The organism is Aeromonas schubertii, assembly GCF_000820105.1.
GTDB lineage: Bacteria > Pseudomonadota > Gammaproteobacteria > Enterobacterales > Aeromonadaceae > Aeromonas > Aeromonas schubertii.
The window spans coordinates 18220-38656 of record NZ_CDDB01000071.1 but is presented as its reverse complement, the minus strand read 5'-3'; the positions used below and the strand labels follow the sequence as shown (position 1 = coordinate 38656).

The window sequence follows — 20437 nt, the reverse complement described above, 5'->3', positions numbered from 1 at the left end:
CCGGTCACCCGGTACAACGTGGGTCGTTAGCTCAGTCGGTAGAGCAGTTGACTTTTAATCAATTGGTCGCAGGTTCGAATCCTGCACGACCCACCACTTTTAAAGCAGTATCCCAGGTCGCTTAGCTCAGCTGGGAGAGCACCTCCCTTACAAGGAGGGGGTCACTGGTTCGATCCCAGTAGCGACCACCAATTTTGACGCGGATGGCGAAGTCTCCGGTCACCACGCATTGCGTGGGTCGTTAGCTCAGTCGGTAGAGCAGTTGACTTTTAATCAATTGGTCGCAGGTTCGAATCCTGCACGACCCACCATCTCTACAAAGGCCTGCAGTGATGCAGGCCTTTTTCATATCCGCTCTTTTATTGCCGGATTGCCCACCCCCAAGGGTATAATGCGCCCCATGCACAGCATGATGGAACAGCAGCAATGAGCACACTCCCTCCGGCCGTCGAGATGGACTACCCCTTCCCGGCCAAGCCCGCCCCCCTGAGCGCCCCTGAGCGCGAGCAACTGGTCGCAGAGATCAAGCGCCTGCTGGTCGAGCGCGATGCCGTCCTGGTGGCCCATTACTACACGGATCCCGAGATCCAGGCCCTGGCCGAGGCAACCGGTGGCTTCGTCGGTGACTCCCTCGAGATGGCCCGCTTCGGCAAGGAGCATCCGGCCAAGACGCTGATCGTGGCCGGCGTGCGTTTCATGGGGGAGACCTCCAAGATCTTGAGCCCCGAGAAACAGATCCTGATGCCGACGCTGGAGGCCGAGTGTTCCCTCGATCTGGGCTGCCCGGTGGACACCTTCACCGCGTTTTGCGACGCCCACCCGGATCATGTGGTGGTGGTCTATGCCAATACCTCGGCGGCGGTCAAGGCGCGTGCCGACTGGGTGGTCACCTCCAGCATTGCGCTGGAGATCGTTGAGCACCTCGACAGCCTGGGCAAGCCGATCATCTGGGCACCGGATCGCCATCTGGGAGCCTATATCGAGAAGAAGACCGGGGCACAGATGCTGCGCTGGCAGGGTCACTGCATAGTGCACGACGAGTTCAAGGCGCGTGCCCTGCGTGACCTGAAGGCGCAGAATCCGGATGCCGCCGTACTGGTACACCCGGAGTCACCGGCTTCGGTCATCGAGCTGGCCGATGCGGTGGGCTCGACCAGCCAGCTCATCAAGGCGGCTCGAGAGTTGCCCCACAAGCGGCTGATCGTGGCCACCGATCGCGGCATCTTCTACAAGATGCAGCAGGCCTGTCCGGACAAGGAGATGGTGGAGGCGCCGACCGGTGGCGATGGTGCCACCTGCCGCAGTTGCGCCCACTGCCCCTGGATGGCGATGAACGGCCTGGTTGCCATCAAGTCGGCGCTGACCGGGAACGCGGCGCAACACGAGATCCAGGTTGATGCCGCCCTGCGCGAGAAGGCCATGGTACCGCTCAATCGCATGCTGGACTTCGCCGCAGCCCTGAGAGTGAATCCCAAGGGCAATGTGTGACAGAAATGAAGAGGGCGCCGACATGGCGCCCTTTTTGTTGTAACTGGATTACAAAATCACGGTGGAGAGGCTGTGCTCCTCGTCGGGCTCGACGGTGATTCCGGCCTCCGCTGTGATGGCGGCCTCGACGCAGAGCATGGTGCGATAGCCGTCATCGCTCATGTCGGCCATGGCCGCAGCGCCTTCGCGCCAGGGGTTCCATACCACCACGCTGTCGTGGTTGCCACTCACCACCTCGATGCAGCGATCCCCGTCACGCACCTTCACCACCGCCTCAGGGGCCTGATAGATGCGATCCATGGCGGCGGTCAGGGGCAGGGGGCCCTGCTGGCGAGCCGCTTCGTTGCTGAGCTTGTCGAGGTAGGGCTCGCCCAGGCCGATGACGCTTACCTGCTCGGGGGCGCCCACCTGCAGATAGGTGTGCAGGGCGCCGTTGTAGACCAGTGGTGTCTCGCCCGTGTTGCGGGTGGTCAGCACCAGAGAGAGTTCACGGCCGACCAGGATGTCGAGTTCGAGTTCGAAGTTGTGATCCCACAGGGCTCGGGTGGCATCGCTGTCGCGCAGGGAGAGGTGGACCAGGGTGCCATCCTCGTGATCCGAGACTCCGTCCAGGGTCCACAGGCTGGTACGGGCGAAGCCATGGGAAGGCTTGCCACTGCCGACCCTGGCCGGTGCCGGGCCAAACCAGGGCCAGCAGAGGGGAATGCCGCCGCGAATGGGTTTGCTGCCGTCGAGCAGGGCCTTGTCGCTCAGCCAGATCAACGGCGTCTCTCCATGGCGGCCATAGGTGAGTACATGGCCGCCGTAGAGGCTGATCTCGCAGTGGGCGACCTCGTTGTTGATCGTGAGCAGAGGCAGGCCAGCCTCGCTCCTGGTCTGGGTAACGTAGCGGGTCAGGGTGCGATCGGTGAGCATGGGGGCTCCTTCTTATCTGTCTGTCGCGGGAAATAAAAAAGGCGGCCAGTGGCCGCCTCTCTTTATAGCGCTTTACAGCTCCAATTACTTGGAGATGTGGGCGATCAGGTCCAGAACCTTGCTGGAGTAGCCCATTTCGTTGTCGTACCAGGATACAACTTTAACGAACTTGTCGGTCAGCTGGATGCCGGCCTTGGCGTCGAATACGGAGGTCTGACGCTCACCGATGAAGTCGTTGGAAACCACTTCGTCTTCGGTGTAGCCCAGAACGCCCTTCATGGCGCCTTCGGAAGCGGCCTTCATGGCTTCGCAGATTTCTGCGTAGGTAGCGGCCTTCTTCAGGTTAACGGTCAGGTCAACAACGGAAACGTCCGGAGTCGGAACGCGGAAAGCCATACCGGTCAGCAGGCCCTTCAGCTCCGGGATAACCACGCCAACAGCCTTGGCAGCACCGGTGGAGGAGGGGATGATGTTCTGGCCAGCGCCACGGCCACCGCGCCAGTCTTTGGCGGACGGACCATCAACGGTCTTCTGGGTAGCGGTGGTAGCGTGAACGGTGGTCATCAGACCGGACTCGATACCGAAGGTGTCGTTCAGAACCTTGGCGATCGGGGCCAGGCAGTTGGTGGTGCAGGAAGCGTTGGAAACGATGTCCTGGCCAGCGTAGGTGGCGTGGTTTACACCCATAACGAACATGGGGGTAGCGTCCTTGGACGGACCGGTCAGAACGACCTTCTTGGCACCGGCAGCGATGTGCTTACGGGCGGTCTCGTCGGTCAGGAACAGGCCAGTCGCTTCGGCAACAACGTCAACACCGATGGCGTCCCACTTCAGGTTGGCCGGGTCACGCTCGGCAGTCACGCGAACGGTCTTGCCGTTAACGATCAGGTTGCCGTCTTTGACTTCAACAGTGCCATTGAAGCGACCGTGGGTAGAGTCGTACTTCAGCATGTAAGCCATGTAATCGACGTCGATCAGGTCGTTGATACCAACCACTTCGATGTCAGAACGCTCGCAAGCCAGACGGAATACGAAACGACCGATACGGCCAAAACCGTTAATACCTACTTTGATAGTCATACTTGGTTACCCAACTTTAAGTAGTCAAAGAAAAATCCGCTTGTAAATTTACTAGAACTCCCCGGGTAGTCAACCTGGATCGCGCCCGAAATTGCGCTAAGTCATGAAAAAGTGTGAAATTAATTTTCTCTTTATGTAACCAAACCGTACAGCTGTCACAGAGCGTGACGACAATAGTGCCTACCAGGTCACATAACGAAAACGGCAGATATGTAAAATAGTCCAGCGGTTAGGATGGCGCCTGTTGTCCCTGCCCACTTCAAGACAAAAAACAAAAAGACTCATACAGACTTAGTAAGAATCCACAGCGGGAATTCTCCACTATGACCACCCTGATCGAACAGCTGGCCGCCGCCAAAGGCATCGCCAGCGAATACGTCGATGCCTGGGGCAATCCGGCCCTGGTATCGGAAGAGAGTAAGGCAGCCATGCTGGGTGCCATGGGCTATCGGGTCGACGACGACGCCGCGTTGACCACCCAACTGGAAGAAGAGCACAAGCAGCAGTGGCTGCGTCCGCTGGATCCCGTCATGGTGGTGCGCACCGGCGAGCCCGTCGTGCTCGAACTGCGCCTGCCCATCGAATTTGTCAATGACGCCCTGGTCTGGACTCTGGCCCTGGAAGCGGGAGAGGTACTGACCGGTACCCTGACTCCCATCGACGGCGAACTCGTGGGCGTGGCCCAGTTCGGTGAGATGGAGTGTCAGGCCTATCGCGTTGCCCTGCCGGTTGAGCCAGGCATGGGTTATCACCAGCTGACCCTGGGTGAAGAGGGCAACGACGAGCCCCTCGGCCAGATGCGTCTCATCGTGGCGCCCAAAGCCTGTTACAAACAGGCGGCCATCGCCAACGGGCGCAAGGTGTGGGGCCCGAGTGTGCAGCTCTATTGCCTGCGCAGCCGCCACAACTGGGGGATCGGTGACTTTAGCGACCTGGGCCAGCTGGTCGAGAAGGCGGCCCTCTGGGGTGCGCACTTCGTCGGTCTCAACCCCATTCATGCCCTCTACCCGTCCAACCCCGAGAGCGCCAGCCCCTACAGCCCCTCCTCCCGTCGTTGGCTGAACCTGGCCTACATCGACGTAGAGGCGCTGCCCGAGTTCCAGGCCAATGCCCTCCTCAAGGCTGAAGTGGCCAGCCCCGCCTTCCAGCAGCAGCTGGCCGAGCTGCGGGCCAAGGAGTATGTGGATTACAGCGGTGTCATCACCACCAAGATGGCCATGCTGCAGAAGGTGTTCGCACAGGCGACCCTGAGTGACGATCGCCGCGCCGCCCTCGATGCCTTCGTCGCCGCCGGTGGCGACAGCCTGCGTCAGCAGGCCACCTTCGATGCCATTCAGGCCAGCCTCTATGCCCAGGGTGAGAACGCCTGGGGTTGGCCGGTGTGGCCCGAGGCGCTGAAGGATTACCATAACCCCCAGGTTGAGGAGTGGATCGCCGCTCACCAGCAAGAGGTGGCCTTCTATCTCTACCTGCAATTTGTTGCCGATGAGCAGCTGGCGGCCGCCGATCAGCGCGCCAAGCGTGCCGGCATGGTGATGGGGATCTACCGGGATCTGGCGGTGGGGGTCTCCGAAGGTTCCACCGAGATCTGGGCCAACCGGGATCTCTACTGCCCGAAGGCTTCGGTTGGTGCGCCGCCCGATATCCTCGGTCCCCTGGGTCAGAATTGGGGCCTGCCCCCCATGAACCCGAGCAAACTGTTCGATGCGGCCTATCAGCCGATGATCGATCTGTTCCGCTCCAACATGCGCTCCTGCGGCGCCCTGCGTATCGACCACGTGATGGCCTTGCTGCGCCTGTGGTGGGTACCGCCCGGAGAGTCTGCCGCCAAGGGCGCTTACATCTACTATCCGGTGCACGATCTGCTGGGCATCCTGGCTCTCGAGTCCCACCGCAACCAGTGCCTCATCATTGGTGAGGATCTCGGTACCGTGCCGGAGGGGATCGATGTCACCCTCAAGGAGAACGGGGTTCACTCCTACAAGGTGTTCTTCTTCGAGCGCTCCAAGGAGGACGGTGGTTTCCTCTCGCCGACCCACTACGCCGAGCAGGCCATGTCAGCCCTCACCACCCACGACATGCCGACCCTGCGTGGCTTCTGGCACTGCGACGATCTGGCCCTGGGCAAGCAGCTTGGCCTCTATCCGGACGAGCAGGTGCTGGCCCGCCTCTACGCCGATCGTCACGAGGCCAAGCAACGGATCCTTGACAGCCTCCATGGTCATGGGGTGATCTCTGACTCCATCAGCAAGGATGTCAATTGGGTCGGCATGAACACCGAGCTCAACCATGGCATGCAGATCCACATGTCGCGCGGCCACTGCGCCCTGTTCAGCACCCAGCTGGAAGACTGGCTGGAGATGGACAAACCGGTCAACGTGCCCGGCACCAGCAGCGAATACCCCAACTGGCGCCGCAAGCTCTCTCGCGACCTGGAGGATATTTTTGCCGATGAGGCGCTCAAGGGACTGGCTCAGCGCATGAGCCGTGCCCGTGATGAGGCCGGCCGTTGAGGCCCCTCGTAATCGTCAAGCAGTTGACCCCGTCCCGGCCTGTGCCGGGGCGGGTGTTTCGTCATGAAAGGAAATCTCGATGCCTGTTGAACGTCTGGCCAGTGCCGCGTGTCCCCATCCCTTCTCTCATCTAGGCCTGCACACCAATCCGGACGGTGCCGGTCTGAAATTGACCCTCTGGCAGCCCGATGCCAGTGAGATAAGGGTCAAGGATCTCAAGTCAGGTAAATGGATTGCGACCCTGACCCCCGAAAAACCGGGCCTTTTTGAAACTGTTTTCACCCGCCGCAAACTCTTCTTCCCCTATCTGCTCGAGCTCCACTACCCGGACGGCAGCTGCATCGAACGACTCGATCCCTATCAATTCCAGGCCGCCGCCTTCGACGGCATCAACGAACTGACCCAGGCACCGGAACATCTCTATCACACCCTGGGTGCCCAACTGCGCACCGTGACCCACTTCGAGCGTCAGGTCGAGGGGGTACGCTTCGCCGTTTATGCCCCCAGTGCCACCTCGGTCAGTCTCATCGGTGACTTCAACCTGTGGGACGGGCGTCGCCACCCCATGGAGCGTACCCTGTGCGGCCACTGGGTACTGTTTGTGCCCGGTCTCAAGGCCGGTGAGCGCTACAAGTTCGAGATTAAGGATCCCGCCGGTCAGCGTCTGCCCCACAAGAGCGATCCGGTCGGCTTCTACAGCGAGCAGTACCCTTCGTTTGCCTCCGTGGTCTATGACCATGATCAGTATCAGTGGCAGGATGCCGACTGGCAGGAGAGCCAGCGTAACGACAAGCGCGAGCAGCCGCTCTCCATCTACGAGCTGCACGCCGGCTCCTGGAAACGCCATCCCAACGGCGACAGCCTGAGCTGGCGCGAGCTGGCGGTGGAGTTGGTCGACTATGTCAGGGAGATGGGTTACACCCACATCGAGCTGTTGCCGGTCTCCGAGCACCCCTTCACCGGCTCCTGGGGTTATCAGCCCACCGGCATGTTTGCCCCGACCAGCCGCTATGGCAGTGCCGATGACTTCAAGCACTTCGTCGACTGCTGCCACCAGGCCGGGATCGGCGTGATTCTGGATTGGGTGCCTGCCCACTTCCCCTCCGATGCCCATGGCCTCGCCCGCTTCGATGGCACGCCGCTCTACGAGTACGAGGATCCGCGTCGTGGCTGGCACCCGGACTGGAACTCCTACATCTATGACTTTGGCCGCGATACCGTGCGCCAGTTCCTGGTGGCCAGCGCCCTGTTCTGGCTCGACAAGTTCCATATCGATGGCCTGCGGGTCGATGCGGTCGCCTCCATGCTCTATCTGGACTACTCCCGTAACGAGGGGGAGTGGGTGCCCAACGTCGACGGTGGCAACCACAACTACGAGGCGATCAGCCTGCTCAAATGGGTCAACGAAGAGGTCTACGGCAAGTACCCGCACGCCATGACTATCGCCGAGGAGTCGACCGCCTTTGCCGGCGTCTCGCGTCCCACCTTCCTCGGTGGCCTGGGCTTTGGCTTCAAGTGGAATATGGGGTGGATGCACGACACCCTCACCTATATGCAGAAGGCGCCCGTCCATCGTCGTTATCACCACAACGACATGACCTTCTCCATGGTCTACCACTACGACGAGAACTTCATCCTGTCGCTCTCTCACGACGAGGTAGTACACGGCAAACACTCCATGCTCTACAAGATGCCGGGTGACGAGTGGCAGCAGGCGGCCAACTTGCGCGCCTACATGGGCTACATGTACGCCCATCCGGGCAAGAAGCTCAACTTCATGGGGACCGAGTTGGCCCAGGGGAACGAGTGGAATCACGATGCCCAGCTGGCCTGGCATTTGCTCCAGTATCCCAAGCATGCCGGTCAGCAGGCGCTGATCCGCGATCTCAACCGTCTCTATCGTCAGGCGCCGGCCCTCTATCGGGGTGACTACGAGCAGGAGGGCTTTCGCTGGCTCGACCATCAGGATGCGGACGAGAGCGTCTTCGCCATGCTGCGCACCGACCCGCAGGGAGAGAGCAGCCTGGTCTGCGTCTCGAGCTTTACCCCGGTTCCGCGGGCACAGTACCGGGTCGGCGTACCCCATGCCGGAGCCTGGGTGGTCGCCCTCAACACCGACAGTGAATACTACTGGGGCAGCAACTATGATGTGGGCGGCCTGCGTTTCGAAACAGAGCCGACGCCCTGGCAGGGGATGGCGCACTCCATAGTGCTCAACCTGCCCCCCCTGTCGACCTTGTTCCTCAAACAGGAGTCTTGATGTTTGTGATGGAGAGCGGGACGGGCACCCGATTGGGCGCCCATCCCGATAGCAAGGGATGCCACTTCGGCGTCTGGGCCTCCGGTGCCAGCCGGGTTGAACTCTGCCTGTTCGACGAACGGGGGGAGGAGTGTGCACGTCTCCCCCTGCCGCGTACCGTTGGCCAGCACCATTATGGCTATGTGCCAGGGGTGATGGCTGGCCAGCGCTATGGCTATCGGGTGCATGGCGAGGCCCAAAGCGGTCTGCTGTTCGACCCGCAGAAATTGTTGATCGACCCCTATGCCAGGGCCCTCAGCCACCCTCTGGTATGGCGTGATGAACACTACGAGGGTGACAGCGCCGGTATGGTGCCCTGCGCCCTGGTGGTGGCCGGCGACTTCGATTGGCAGGGGGTGGCGAAGCCAGCCCATGCTCCCGATGAGTTGATCGTCTACGAGGCCCACGTCAAGGGGATGACCCGGCTCCACCCCGGGATACCCGAGGCCCTGCGCGGCACCTATCTGGGGATGTGCCACCCGGTGATGATCGATCACCTGACCGAACTCGGGGTCACGGCGGTGCAGCTGATGCCGGTGGCCGCCTTCATGGCCGAGCCCCGTCTCGAGAAGCTGGGGCTCACCAATTACTGGGGCTATAACCCCATCGCCTTCTTTGCCCCCGAGCCGCGCTATGGCTGCGGTGATGCGGTCACCGAGTTCAAGACCATGGTGCGTGAGCTGCACCGGGCCGGGATCGAGGTGATTCTGGATGTGGTCTACAACCACACCGCCGAGGGGGGGGCCGATGGTCCCATGCTCAGCTTCAAGGGATTCGATAACGCCGGTTACTATGCCTTCGAGCAGGGGCCCCATGGCCCCGACTATCAGCGCCATCTCAACGTGACTGGCTGTGGCAACAGCTTCAACCTGGATCATCCCAACGCTCTGCGCCTGGTGCTCGATGCCCTGCGTTACTGGGTGACCGAGATGGGGGTCGATGGATTTCGCTTCGATCTGGCGGTGACCCTGGCCCGGGAGGTGAACGAGTTCGAGCCCATGGGCGCCTTTTTCAAGGCCATCATGGCGGATCCTGTACTCAGTGGCGCCCGTCTTATCGCCGAGCCCTGGGATATTGGCCCCTTTGGCTACCGACTCGGGCAGTTCCCGAGCCAGTGGAGCGAGATCAACGATCGCTACCGGGACACGGTGCGCGGCTTCTGGCGTGGTGACGCCGGGCGCATGGGGGACTTTGCCACCCGACTGCTCGGCTCGCGGGACCTCTTTCCCAAGGGGTGGCGCTCACCTCACTCCAGCGTCAACTTTCTCTGCTATCACGACGGCTTCACCCTGGACGATCTGGTCTCCTACAACCAGCGCCACAACCAGGTGAACGGAGAGGAAAACCGGGACGGCCACAGCCACAACCTCTCCTGTAACCACGGGGTGGAGGGGCCGACCCTGGATCCCAGGATCAACAGCCTGCGCCAGCAGCAGAAACGCAACCTCATCGCCACCCTGCTGCTCTCCCAGGGGACGCCGCACCTGCTGGCTGGTGACGAGATGGGACGCAGCCAACTCGGCAACAACAACGCCTACTGCCAGGACAACCGCATCAGTTGGGTTAACTGGCAGCTCTCCCCCGATGACGAGAAACTGCTCGCTTTCACCCGCCAGATGCTGGCCCTGCGCGCCGGCTCCCGGGTGTTTCGTGATCTGCGCCTGAAGGGAGAGAACTGGTATGGAGAGACGGTGGCCTGCCATCAGGTGAGCTGGTTCCATCCCGATGGCCATGTGCTGACCGAGCAGGACTGGTCGGCGCCCATGGCCCAGGCCTTTGCCCTGGATGTGGGGCTGATGGAGGGGGAGGGGGAGCGCTGGCTGGTGCTGTTCAACGCCAGCGACTACGACATCCAGTTCCGCCTCCCCTCACCCGGGGTGGGCATGGAGTGGGTGCAGACGATCGATACCGCCACCAATGATGGTCTCCCCTTCCTGCCCGACGACATCAAGCGACAGGTGGCCGTCGGTCGCTGCCACTCCCTCAAGCTGCTGGCGCGCAAACGGGTCAGCGGCGCCGCCCAGGTGCCCATGGTGTTGGAATAACCCTGCCCTTGCTGGCTGTTCATCACCCGCCCGGCGAGGGTATGCTGGGCGGGAACCCTACCTCGACAAGAACGCATCATGAAGAAGAACGATCCCGCCCAATGGCGTGAGCAGCTCACGCCGGAACAGTTCCACGTCTGCTGGGAGAAGGGGACCGAGCGTCCCTACAGCGGAGCCCTGCTACACAACCGCAAGGCGGGGGAGTACCTCTGCACCTGCTGCAAGGCCGTGTTGTTTGACGCCAGTGCCAAGTTTGATTCCGGCTGTGGCTGGCCTTCGTTTGATCAGGCGCTGCCGGGGAGGGTGGAATACACCCGGGATCGCTCCCACGGCATGGAGCGGATAGAGATCACCTGTCAGGCCTGTGGCTCGCATCTGGGCCACGTCTTCGACGATGGGCCGACCGAGACGGGGCAGCGCTACTGCGTCAACAGCCTGAGCCTCGATTTTCGGGATCAGGAATAAGCGTGCGGGGCCATGGGGCCCCGCGTGTTTTACTCCATCGAGCGTTGGTAGGTTCCCAGCTTGAGGGCCTCGACGATCCGCTGCGCTCGCTCATCGAGTTTGGCCAGCTCCTCCTTGCCGAGGGGGGAGTAGATGGCCAGACGCTGGGTGTTCACCCCGTTTGCCCCCTGAAAGGACTCGCTTACCTGACCCCAGAGGTAGGCCATGTCGTAGCGCTTCTGCCCCATGTAGAGGGTGCTCAGGGAGGTGATCAGCCGCTCATTGACCGTGTCCCCTTCCCGATAGAGGGTGAGGGCGTGCTCCATCAGATCGATCGCCTTGTCCGGGTGGGTGCGTGAGTAGAGACCGGCCAGTGCCATCTGTAACTCGGGGTGCTCCAGCTCCGGGCTCCCCTCCAGGGCGAGAAACTTGCGCCGGGCCACGTCGTTGGTGTTGTTGGTCCAGTGCCACAGCAGCAGCCAGGGGTTGTCCGAGCTGCGGGTCTCCAGATCCAGCTGGGCCAGCTGCTGATGGGCGGTGAGCATCCCTTCGACCTTGGGGCTCTTGCGCTCCTTGTTGTTCTTGTACTCTATGTTGGTGGAGTGCTCGATGCAGCGCAGGTAGACCTCCAGCTCCTTCATCAGATCGTACTTCTGCTTGTCACCCCCGGTCTGCTCCAGATAGTAGCGGGCCCGGATTACCTTGGTGCGGTCGTAACGGCAGGTGCCATCATCGGCCAGATCCTCGCACAGCTTGGGGTGGTTGTTGCAGATCTTGTGCAGTCGATCATCTTCTCCACAGCCAGCCAGAAGCAGCAGAGGAAGGGCGACGAGATAGGGTTTGAGTCTGTCCATGAAATCCACTTGGTAAAACAACGGGCCAGGTAACGCCTTTGTTGGCAATCGTTTGCATCTTGGTTACAATGCGCGCGCCGTATTCAGGCCTGGAGACACAGGGTACAACGAGTATAACCAGCTTGCCGTGATCCGGGCTTGATGAAGAGTAAAAATACATAAATACAAACGGTTACGTGAAATAAAAGGATCTGCCCACCCATGACCCACGAGCATCACCTGATGGCGTGGCAGGAGAGCCAGGAGCTCGCCGAAGCCATGCAACCCCTGATTGGCCGCCTCTACCGCCAACAGGGGGTCGAGATCACTGTCTACGGACGCCCACTGCACAACGCCTCCACCATCGATATCCTCAAGGCCCACCGGGTCGTCCGCCGCCACGAAGGCCAACCCCTCTCCCTCCAGCAAAGCTTCCCCCTGTTGCATGCCATCTTCGAGCTGGCCCCGCGCAACGCCGAGCTGGATCTCGGCAAGCTGGCGGTCGCCTACTGGCGGGATCACCAGGACGTCGCCGGGGTGCAGGATTTCCTGCGCCGCGAGCTGGCCCCGGCCCTGGCCGGCGCTCCTCTGGCCGAGCCCACCGACGTGGTGCTTTACGGCTTTGGCCGCATCGGCCGCCTGCTGGCACGCCTGCTGGTGGAGCGTACCGGTGCCGCCAACCCGCTGCGTCTGCGCGCCATCGTGGTGCGCGGTGGCCGCGAGGGCGATCTGGAGAAGCGCGCCAGCCTGCTGCGCCGCGACTCGGTACACGGCCCCTTCAACGGCTCCATCGAGGTGGATGTGACGCGCAGTGCCATCATCGCCAACGGCACCTTGATCCAGGTGATCTACGCCAACAGTCCGGCTGACATCGACTACACCGCTTACGGCATTCACAACGCCCTCATCGTCGACAACACAGGCGCCTGGCGTGACGAGGCGGGTCTGTCCGAACACCTCAAGGCCCGTGGTGCCGCCAAGGTGCTGCTCACCGCTCCCGGCAAGGGGGAGATGAAGAACGTGGTGTTCGGGGTCAACCACGAGGCGATCGTGCCGGGGGATCGCATCATCTCCGCCGCCTCCTGCACCACCAACGCCATCACCCCTGTGCTCAAGGTGATCCAGGAGAGGTTTGGCATTCGCCACGGTCACGTGGAGACGGTGCACTCCTACACCAATGATCAAAATCTCATCGACAACTACCACAAGGGCGAGCGTCGCGGCCGCAGCGCCGCGCTCAACATGGTGCTCACCAGCACCGGCGCCGCCAAGGCGGTGGCCAAGGCGCTGCCCGAGCTCAAGGGCAAGCTGACCGGCAACGCCATCCGGGTGCCGACCCCCAACGTCTCCATGGCCATCATCAACCTGAGCCTGGAGCAGGAGGTCGATCGCGAGCGCCTCAACGCCACCCTGCAAGAGGCGGCCCTGAGCTCTCCCCTGCACCGCCAGATTGACTTCAGTGCCAGCACCGAGCTGGTCTCCTCCGACATGGTGGGATCGCGCTTCGCCGGCATCGTCGACTCCCAGGCCACCATCGCCGAGGGGGATCACTGCGTCCTCTACGTCTGGTATGACAACGAGTTCGGTTACAGTTGCCAGGTGGTGCGGGTCATGGAGAAAATGGCCGGCATTAGCCGGCTGGATCTGCCGGCCTGACACAAGGAGAAGTTCATGTCGTTCCAACAGGTGATTGCCGACATGCCGCAGGAGGTGTACGAGCGGCTGCGCACGGCGGTGGAGCTGGGCAAGTGGCCCGATGGCCGGGTGTTGAGCGAGGAGCAGAAAGCCACCTCGCTGCAGGCCGTGATGGCGTGGCAGGCGCTGCACCTCACCGACCCCGAGCACATGAACATCGGGGCCGATGGCAACATCGTCATGAAGAGCAAGAGCGAGCTCAAACGGCTGTTTCGTGATGAGGCCGAGGAGATAGGCCGCTTCGGCGACCTGTGATCCGGCAATGAAAAGGGGGGAGCCATGGGCTCCCCCTTTCGTATGGACGGGTCAGAGGGGGCTGGTCAGCTCGCCGCGCAGGGAGCGCTGCATCAGCTCGCGGATCTGGGCCGGCTCCAGTCCCTGGCTCAAGAGGAAGTGGAGCTTGGTCAGGGCCGCCTCGGCGGTCATGTCGAAGCCCGAGATGACCCCGGCACGCGACAGGGCGTTGCCGGTGGCGTAGCCCCCCATGTTGACCATGCCGTGCAGGCACTGGCTCAGGTTGACGATGATGACCCCCCGCGACGAAGCCTCGGAGAGCAGATCCAGCATCTGCGGGTTCTGGGGCGCGTTGCCAACCCCGAAGGAGAGCAGGATCAGCGCCTTGACCGGCTGGCGCAGTATGTTGGCGATCACCTCGGCGGAGATGCCGGGGTAGAGGGTCACCACGCCGATGGGCTGGGGAGTGATGTCGTGCAGACGCATCGGTTTACCGCTCGGTTCACCCAGTTCACCCGCTTCCAGCTGGATGTGGATCCCGGCGTTGAGCAGGGGCGGATAGTTGGGGGAGTCGAAGGCGTGGAAGCCGTCGGCGTGTACCTTCTTGCTGCGGTTGCCGCGAAACAGCTGGTTGTTGAAGAACAGGGTCACCTCGTGGATCGGGTAGTTGGCCGCGATGTAGAGGGCGTTGAGCAGGTTCTGCTGACCGTCGGAGCGCAGCTCGGCGAGCGGGATCTGGGAGCCGGTGATGATGACCGGCTTGCCAAGATCCTCGAGCATGAAGGAGAGGGCCGAGGCGGTAAACGACATGGTGTCGGTGCCGTGCAGGATGACGAAGCCGTCGTAGTGGTCGTAGTTGCCTTTAATGTCCTCGGCGATGCGCTGCCAGTCGGCCGGCGTCATGTCGGAGGAGTCGATGAGGGGGCTGTACTCGTGAATGTGGTAGTCGGGCATCTCCGGCCGATGGAACTCGGGCATGCGGGCCAGGCAATCCTCCATGAAGCCGGCCACCGGCACATAGCCGTGATCGGAGCGCTGCATGCCGATGGTGCCGCCAGTGTAGGCGATGTAGATGGACTTCTTCACAAGCTGTCCTCGTGTGGGCTGGAAACGGACGGATTATAGAGATTGCGCCATCAAAAGACAGGCGTAATCGGTCGTGCTGTGAGGCAGTTAACCCTTATCGACCTGGGAAATAAAATGGCGAATTTGTCATGCTTTTTGATTTCAAAAATCTAAAAGTTGGTAAAGATTGGTGCTTTGTGCTATCTTGCCGCGGTTTTATATTGAAAGACACCTTTCATATCGTCCCTGACGGGACTGCTGCGAGTCCCGATAAGGGGCGGTCCTTCCTGCGGACCATTCCGACCTGACAAGGTCTTCATCCCGGCTAATCCTGCGTCGTTCCCCCCTCGGGGAGCCAGGCCATTTGACATGGGAGAACACATGATACAACTCGATGCTTACGCTACTTTGGTGGCGGCAACCCTGGTGCTGCTGTTCGGTCGACTGCTGATCACGCGCATCGAATGGTTGCGAACCTTTAACATTCCCAAGCCGGTGGCCGGTGGCCTGGTGGTCGCCCTGCTGCTCTTGCTGCTGCGCACCTTCGGCAATATCGAACTCAAGTTCGATACCCAACTGCAGACGCCCCTGATGCTCGGCTTCTTCGCCTCCATCGGTCTGTCGGCAGATCTCGCCAGCCTGCGCCGTGGTGGCCGGGCCGTGACCGTCTTTCTCATCGTGGTGGCGGGCCTGCTGGTGGTGCAGAACACACTCGGGGTGGGCCTGGCCGCGCTGCTGGGGCTCGATCCCCACATGGGACTGCTTGCCGGCTCCATCACCCTCTCCGGCGGCCACGGTACCGGCGCCGCCTGGGGCGGTATCTTCAGCGAGAAGTACGGGGTGCAGTCGGCCTCCGAGCTCGCCATCGCCTGTGCCACCTTCGGTCTGGTACTGGGTGGCCTCATCGGTGGCCCGGTGGCACGCCATCTGGTCAAGAAGGTGCAGGTGCCCGGTGAGGAACACAACCAAGACGATGTGCCCCAGGCCTTCGAGATGCCGGATCTGGAGCGCCAGATCACGACCTTCAGCGTGATAGAGACCCTGGCCCTGCTCGCCATCAGCCTCAAGGGGGGGGAGCTGCTCGCCTCCCTGCTCAAGGGGAGCATGCTGGAGCTGCCGGTCTTCGTCTGCGTGCTGTTTGTCGGTGTGGTGCTGCGTAACGGCCTGACCCTGCTCAACTGGCACGAGGTGAGCGATCGCGAGGTTTCACTGCTTGGCAACGTCAGCCTCTCCCTGTTCCTGGCCATGGCCCTGATGAGCCTGCGCCTGTGGGATCTGGCGAGCCTGGCCCTGCCCATCTTCGTGCTGCTGGCGGCCCAGACGCTGGGGATGGCCCTCTATGCCGTCTTCGTCACCTTCCGGGTGATGGGAAGCAACTATGATGCCGCCGTGCTGGCCGCCGGCCACTGTGGTTTTGGCCTGGGGGCGACCCCCACCGCCATCGCCAACATGCAGGCGGTGACCATGCGCTTTGGTCCCTCCCACCTGGCCTTCCTGGTGGTACCCATGGTCGGCGCCTTCTTCATCGACATTATCAACGCCATGATCATCAAGCTGTTCTTGGCACTCCCTTTCCTTTGATGGGCTGGCAGGGCTCCCCTGCCGGCTGACCGGTTAACACCTATCTTGGCTCCCTCGGGAGCCTTTTTTGTTGTCGGCGCGCATGGGCGAGGTGGCCCATAAAAGAACATCCCCGCCGAAGCGGGGATGGGGGTCACAGGGTGCAGACCGGACACCAGGCGTAGGTGCCCTGGGGATCGTTGAAGCGGGTGAGGGGCTCGGCGGCCTTGCCCACCGCCTGAAGCGGCATCACCAGGCTCTCGGGCAGTACACCCTTGATGCCGGGGGTCAGGGCCTGGGCACCGCTCTCGAGCAGCTGGCGCAGGAAGCGATCCCGTGCCGACTCTTCCGGTGCTATGGGGGTCACCTGCCACTCCTTGAGGTTGGCCAGCTCGGCGGCCGCCTTGAGGGCATCCTCCTGGTTGCCAAACTCGTCGACCAGACCCAGCGCCTTGGCATCGGTGCCGGTCCAGACCCGGCCCTCGGCCGCCTTCTCGGCCTCTTCGGCCGAGAGGCCACGCCCCTTGGCCACCAGCTCGACGAAGCGCTGATAGGTGTTCTCCACGTTGAGCTGGATAGCCTGGGAGACGTGTTCGGGCAGGGCGCGCGCCGGACTCAGGCCGACAAAATCGGTGGTGCCCAGGCCATCGCTGCTGATACCAAACTGGGCCAGGGCTTTCTCGGCGGTGGCGAACAGGCCAAACACGCCGATGGAGCCGGTCAGGGTCGAGGGGGAGGCGAAGATCTTGTCGGCGTCGGCCGAGATCCAGTAGCCCCCCGAGGCGGCGTAGCTGCCCATGGAGATGACCACAGGCTTGCCGGCCTGCTTGAGGGCCAGCAGTTCGGCGCGGATCTGCTCGGCGGCGAAGGCGCTGCCTCCCGGGCTATCGACCCGTAGCACCAGCGCCTTGACCTTGTCGTCCCGGCGAGCCTGGGCCAGCAGATCGGAGAGGGTATCGCCCCCAATGGTACCGGCCGGCTGTTGACCGTCCATGATGGCGCCACTGGCGATGATAAGACCCACCTCGTCCTTGCCACTCTGGGGATAGCGCGGGCCCAGGGTCGCCAGATACTCTTTCAGGCCAACCCCCTTCCAGCTCCCCGGCTCCTCACCGGCCCCCACCTCCTTGATAATGGCCTGGGCCATCTCGTCGCGGGTGGCGAGCTCATCCACCAGACCCTGCTCCTGGGCGTAGAGGGCGGCGTTGCCGCCAGCCTGCTTCAGCCGTGCCAGCATCTGCTCCTTGCTCGGTGAGATGGCGTCGGCCTCTACCTCGCGCTGATGTGCCACATCGTTCACATAGCCACTCCACAACTGGCCGAGCCAGCGCTGGTTGGCCTCGCGGCTCTCGGGAGACATGCCATCCCGGGTATAGGGCTCGACGAAGGATTTGTAGGTGCCCACCTTGAAGACGTGGGGCGTGATGTTGAACTTCTCCAGCGCCGACTTGAAGTAGAGCTGGTAGACGCCGAAGCCTTCGAGCAGCACGGCGCCGCTCTGGTTGAGCATGACGTGATCGGCGTGGGCCGCCAGCAGGTATTGGCCCTGGGTATAGAAGTCGGCCATGGCGTAGACCGGCTTGCCGCTCTCCTTGAAGCGGTCGATGGCGCCGGCCACCTCCTGCAGCTTGGAGAGGCTCCCCTGCTCCAGCCCCTGGGTCTTGAGTACCAGGGCCTTGATGCGATCGTCCTCTTTGGCCCTGTCGATGGCCCACAACAGATCCGACAGCACTATCTCTGCGGGCTGCTCTTCACCGGAGCCCAGTTGACGCATCAGCAGGCCCGACGCATCCGACAGGCTGCGCTGCTCGACCAGTGCGCCGGAGAGATCCAGAGTCAGGGCGCCCTCGACGGGGGGCTCGGGCTTCTCCTGGGTGCCAATGGCCAGGACCACGACCAGCACCAGCAGCAGGAAAATCAGGTTGAGAAACAGGTGGCGGGTAAAGTTGAGCAGGCGCCACAGCCCGCGAAACAACCATCCCAGCCCTTTGAGGATCGACATCTGAGGTTATCACCCTGTTATGGAGTAGAGAGAGGCCATTATTGACCAGGGTCGGCCGAGCCACAACCGCCAGTCAGTGGGTGGTTCGGTGGACGATCGTTCGCCGAAAAAATGTCCAAACAATTGTTTGAAAAAGCAAATTTGATTCTTTACTCTAGCTGCAATTCAATAACAAATTATTAACTGGAGGCACTGTGAGCCGCTATCCCGCACTCTTGACCCCCCTCGATCTGGGGTTCACCCAACTGCGTAACCGGGTGTTGATGGGATCCATGCACACGGGTCTGGAAGAGGAGAAGGGGGGCTTTGACAAGCTGGCCGCCTTCTATGCCGAGCGCGCCCGCGGTGGCGTGGCCCTCATCGTGACCGGTGGCATCGCCCCCAACCTGAGGGGGCGCCTGGTCCCCCATGGCTCACAGCTCAGCTTCCCCTGGCAGGTGGCCAAGCACCGCAAGGTGACCGAGGCGGTGCACGCCGAGGGGGGCAAGATAGCGCTGCAGATCCTCCACGCGGGCCGCTACGCCTATCATCCCTTCAGCCTGGCTCCCTCCGCCATCAAGGCCCCCATCTCGCCGTTCAAGCCCAGGGCCATGAGTGAGCGCCAGATCCTGGCCACCATTCGCGATTTCGCCCGGACCTCGGAGCTGGCTCGCCGCGCTGGCTATGACGGGGTCGAGGTGATGGGCTCCGAGGGCTATCTCATCAACCAGTTCATCTGCGAGCGTACCAATCATCGCCGCGATCGTTGGGGCGGGAGCCTGGAGAACCGGCTGCGCTTCCCGGTCGAGATAGTACGCGCCATTCGTGAGCGGGTCGGCAAGGACTTCATCATCATCTTCCGTCTCTCCATGCTGGATCTGGTGGAGCAGGGCTCCTCCCTGGAGGAGGTGATCGCCCTGGGTAAGGGGCTCGAAGCCGCGGGGGTCACCCTCATCAACACCGGCATCGGCTGGCACGAGGCGCGCATCCCCACCATCGCCACCAGCGTGCCGCGCGGGGCTTTTACCTGGGTAACGGCCGAGCTCAAGAAACACCTTCAGGTGCCGCTTATCACCACCAACCGTATCAACACTCCCGAGGTGGCGGAGCAGATCCTCATCGGCGGGGAGGCGGACATGGTCTCCATGGCGCGCCCCTTGCTGGCTGACCCCGAGTTTGTGCTCAAGGCCTCCGAGGCGCGCGGTGACGAGATCAACACCTGCATCGCCTGTAACCAGGCCTGTCTCGATCATGTCTTCAAGCAGAAACGGGCCTCCTGTCTGGTCAACCCCAGGGCCTGCTTCGAGACCGAGCTGAACTTTGGCCGCACTCCCCAGCCCAAGAAGCTGGCGGTGGTCGGTGCCGGCCCGGCCGGGCTGGCCTTTGCCTGCTACGCCGCCGAGCGAGGCCACAGGGTGAGCCTGTTCGATCAGGCGAGCGAGATTGGGGGTCAGTTCAACTTCGCCAAGCAGATCCCGGGCAAAGAGGAGTTTCACGAAACCCTGCGTTATTTCGCCAAGCGCCTCGAGCGCTGTGGTGTCGAGCTCTATCTGGGTCAGCGCCAGAGCGCCGAGAGTCTGCTCGGCGGCGGCTTTGACGAGATTATCCTGGCTACCGGCATTCGTCCGCGTACCCCGGCCATTCCGGGGATCGATCATCCCAAGGTGCTGAGCTACCTCGAGGTGCTGCGGGATCACAAGCCGGTGGGACAGAGGGTGGCGGTGATCGGGGCTGGCGGGATCGGCTTCGATGTGGCCGAGTACCTGGTAGAGTCCCATGGTGAGCGCAGCAAGGCCCAGTGGCTCAAGGAGTGGGGTATCGATACCCGCTTCGAGCAGCGCGGCGGCCTGACCCAACCCGTGGTCGCCCCTCCCGAGCGCCAGGTATGGCTGCTCCAGCGCAAGGAGAGCAAGGTGGGAGACGGACTCGGCAAGACCACGGGCTGGATCCACCGCGCCGTGCTCAAGAGCCGCCGGGTCGAGATGCTGGCCGGGGTGCAGTACCGGCGCATCGATGACCAAGGGCTCCATATCGAGGTGGGCGGCGTCGCCCAATGCCTGCCGGTGGATCACGTCATCGTCTGTGCGGGCCAGGAGCCCCTGCGCGAGCTGGAGGCGGATCTGCGGGCCGCCGGCAAGCCGGTGCATATCATTGGCGGGGCCGACGTCGCGGCCGAGCTCGATGCCAAACGGGCCATCCGCCAGGGGGCCGAGCTGGCGGCCCTCATCTGATGGAAGTAAAACCCTGCCAAGGCAGGGTTTTCTTCATCCGGGCCTGTGCTAAGG

The 20437-nt window shown here is 62.4% G+C and carries 14 protein-coding genes and 3 tRNA genes; 12 read left to right on the top strand and 5 right to left on the bottom strand.

From position 1 onward, the window contains the following. Window positions 1–20: 20 nt before the first annotated feature. From BN1133_RS14590 to nadA, 4 genes are all read left to right on the top strand, one after another. Window positions 21–96 (top strand) — tRNA-Lys (locus tag BN1133_RS14590). 19 nt (window positions 97–115) lie between these two features. Beyond that, window positions 116–191, top strand: a tRNA-Val gene (locus BN1133_RS14585). 44 nt (window positions 192–235) lie between these two features. Continuing rightward, a tRNA-Lys gene (locus tag BN1133_RS14580) sits at window positions 236–311 on the top strand. A 115-nt stretch (window positions 312–426) separates the two neighbouring features. After that, window positions 427–1488: a quinolinate synthase NadA gene (gene nadA, locus BN1133_RS14575; RefSeq protein ID WP_050667224.1), complete on the top strand. Its 1062-nt coding sequence runs from the start codon at window positions 427–429 to the stop codon at window positions 1486–1488. Window positions 1489–1536: 48 nt separating this feature from the next. Here the strand turns inward: nadA and BN1133_RS14570 are convergent, their stop codons facing one another. Next, a complete protein-coding gene (locus tag BN1133_RS14570) occupies window positions 1537–2403 on the bottom strand; it encodes a D-hexose-6-phosphate mutarotase (protein WP_050667223.1) in 867 nt (288 codons plus the stop codon). A gap of 84 nt (window positions 2404–2487) precedes the next feature. Then, window positions 2488–3483, bottom strand: a complete 996-nt coding sequence (gap, locus tag BN1133_RS14565) for a type I glyceraldehyde-3-phosphate dehydrogenase (protein WP_050667222.1) — start codon at window positions 3481–3483, stop codon at window positions 2488–2490. Between the two features lie 323 nt (window positions 3484–3806). On the opposite strand from gap, the gene malQ reads away from it, so the two are divergent. From malQ to msrB, 4 genes are all read left to right on the top strand, one after another. Continuing rightward, entirely contained in the window at window positions 3807–5996 is a 2190-nt protein-coding gene (malQ, locus tag BN1133_RS14560) for a 4-alpha-glucanotransferase (protein WP_050667221.1), read from the top strand. Window positions 5997–6075: 79 nt separating this feature from the next. Then, window positions 6076–8256 carry a 1,4-alpha-glucan branching protein GlgB gene (gene glgB, locus BN1133_RS14555; protein ID WP_050667220.1) on the top strand — a complete coding sequence of 727 codons (2181 nt, stop codon included), beginning with the start codon at window positions 6076–6078 and terminating at the stop codon, window positions 8254–8256. After that, window positions 8256–10340: a glycogen debranching protein GlgX gene (glgX, locus tag BN1133_RS14550; protein ID WP_050667219.1), complete on the top strand. Its 2085-nt coding sequence runs from the start codon at window positions 8256–8258 to the stop codon at window positions 10338–10340. The genes glgB and glgX overlap by 1 nt, the downstream gene beginning before the upstream one ends. Window positions 10341–10418: 78 nt before the next feature. Further along, window positions 10419–10805, top strand: a complete 387-nt coding sequence (gene msrB, locus BN1133_RS14545; protein WP_050667218.1) for a peptide-methionine (R)-S-oxide reductase MsrB — start codon at window positions 10419–10421, stop codon at window positions 10803–10805. A 29-nt stretch (window positions 10806–10834) separates the two neighbouring features. Here msrB and BN1133_RS14540 read toward each other — a convergent pair whose 3' ends face one another. After that, window positions 10835–11638, bottom strand: coding sequence for a DUF2989 domain-containing protein (locus BN1133_RS14540; RefSeq protein ID WP_050667217.1), 804 nt, complete (start codon window positions 11636–11638; stop codon window positions 10835–10837). 201 nt (window positions 11639–11839) lie between these two features. Here BN1133_RS14540 and BN1133_RS14535 point away from each other — a divergent pair, with 201 nt between their 5' ends. Together BN1133_RS14535 and BN1133_RS14530 are read left to right on the top strand one after the other, a co-directional pair. After that, window positions 11840–13273: a glyceraldehyde-3-phosphate dehydrogenase gene (locus tag BN1133_RS14535; protein ID WP_050667216.1), complete on the top strand. Its 1434-nt coding sequence runs from the start codon at window positions 11840–11842 to the stop codon at window positions 13271–13273. Window positions 13274–13288: 15 nt separating this feature from the next. After that, the gene (locus tag BN1133_RS14530; protein ID WP_050667215.1) at window positions 13289–13567 is read left to right on the top strand and encodes a YeaC family protein; all 279 of its coding nucleotides are present in this window, start codon (window positions 13289–13291) and stop codon (window positions 13565–13567) included. Window positions 13568–13618: 51 nt separating this feature from the next. Here BN1133_RS14530 and ansA read toward each other — a convergent pair whose 3' ends face one another. Beyond that, window positions 13619–14632, bottom strand: coding sequence for an asparaginase (gene ansA / locus BN1133_RS14525; protein WP_050667214.1), 1014 nt, complete (start codon window positions 14630–14632; stop codon window positions 13619–13621). A 360-nt stretch (window positions 14633–14992) separates the two neighbouring features. Here ansA and gltS point away from each other — a divergent pair, with 360 nt between their 5' ends. Beyond that, window positions 14993–16192: a sodium/glutamate symporter gene (gltS, locus tag BN1133_RS14520; RefSeq protein ID WP_050667213.1), complete on the top strand. Its 1200-nt coding sequence runs from the start codon at window positions 14993–14995 to the stop codon at window positions 16190–16192. A gap of 133 nt (window positions 16193–16325) precedes the next feature. On the opposite strand, the gene sppA is transcribed toward gltS, so the two are convergent. After that, complete coding sequence (gene sppA / locus BN1133_RS14515) at window positions 16326–18173, bottom strand: signal peptide peptidase SppA (protein WP_050667212.1); 1848 nt, start codon at window positions 18171–18173, stop codon at window positions 16326–16328. 194 nt (window positions 18174–18367) lie between these two features. On the opposite strand from sppA, the gene BN1133_RS14510 reads away from it, so the two are divergent. Next, window positions 18368–20383, top strand: coding sequence for an oxidoreductase (locus BN1133_RS14510; RefSeq protein WP_050667211.1), 2016 nt, complete (start codon window positions 18368–18370; stop codon window positions 20381–20383). The last annotated feature ends 54 nt before the right edge of the window (window positions 20384–20437 follow it).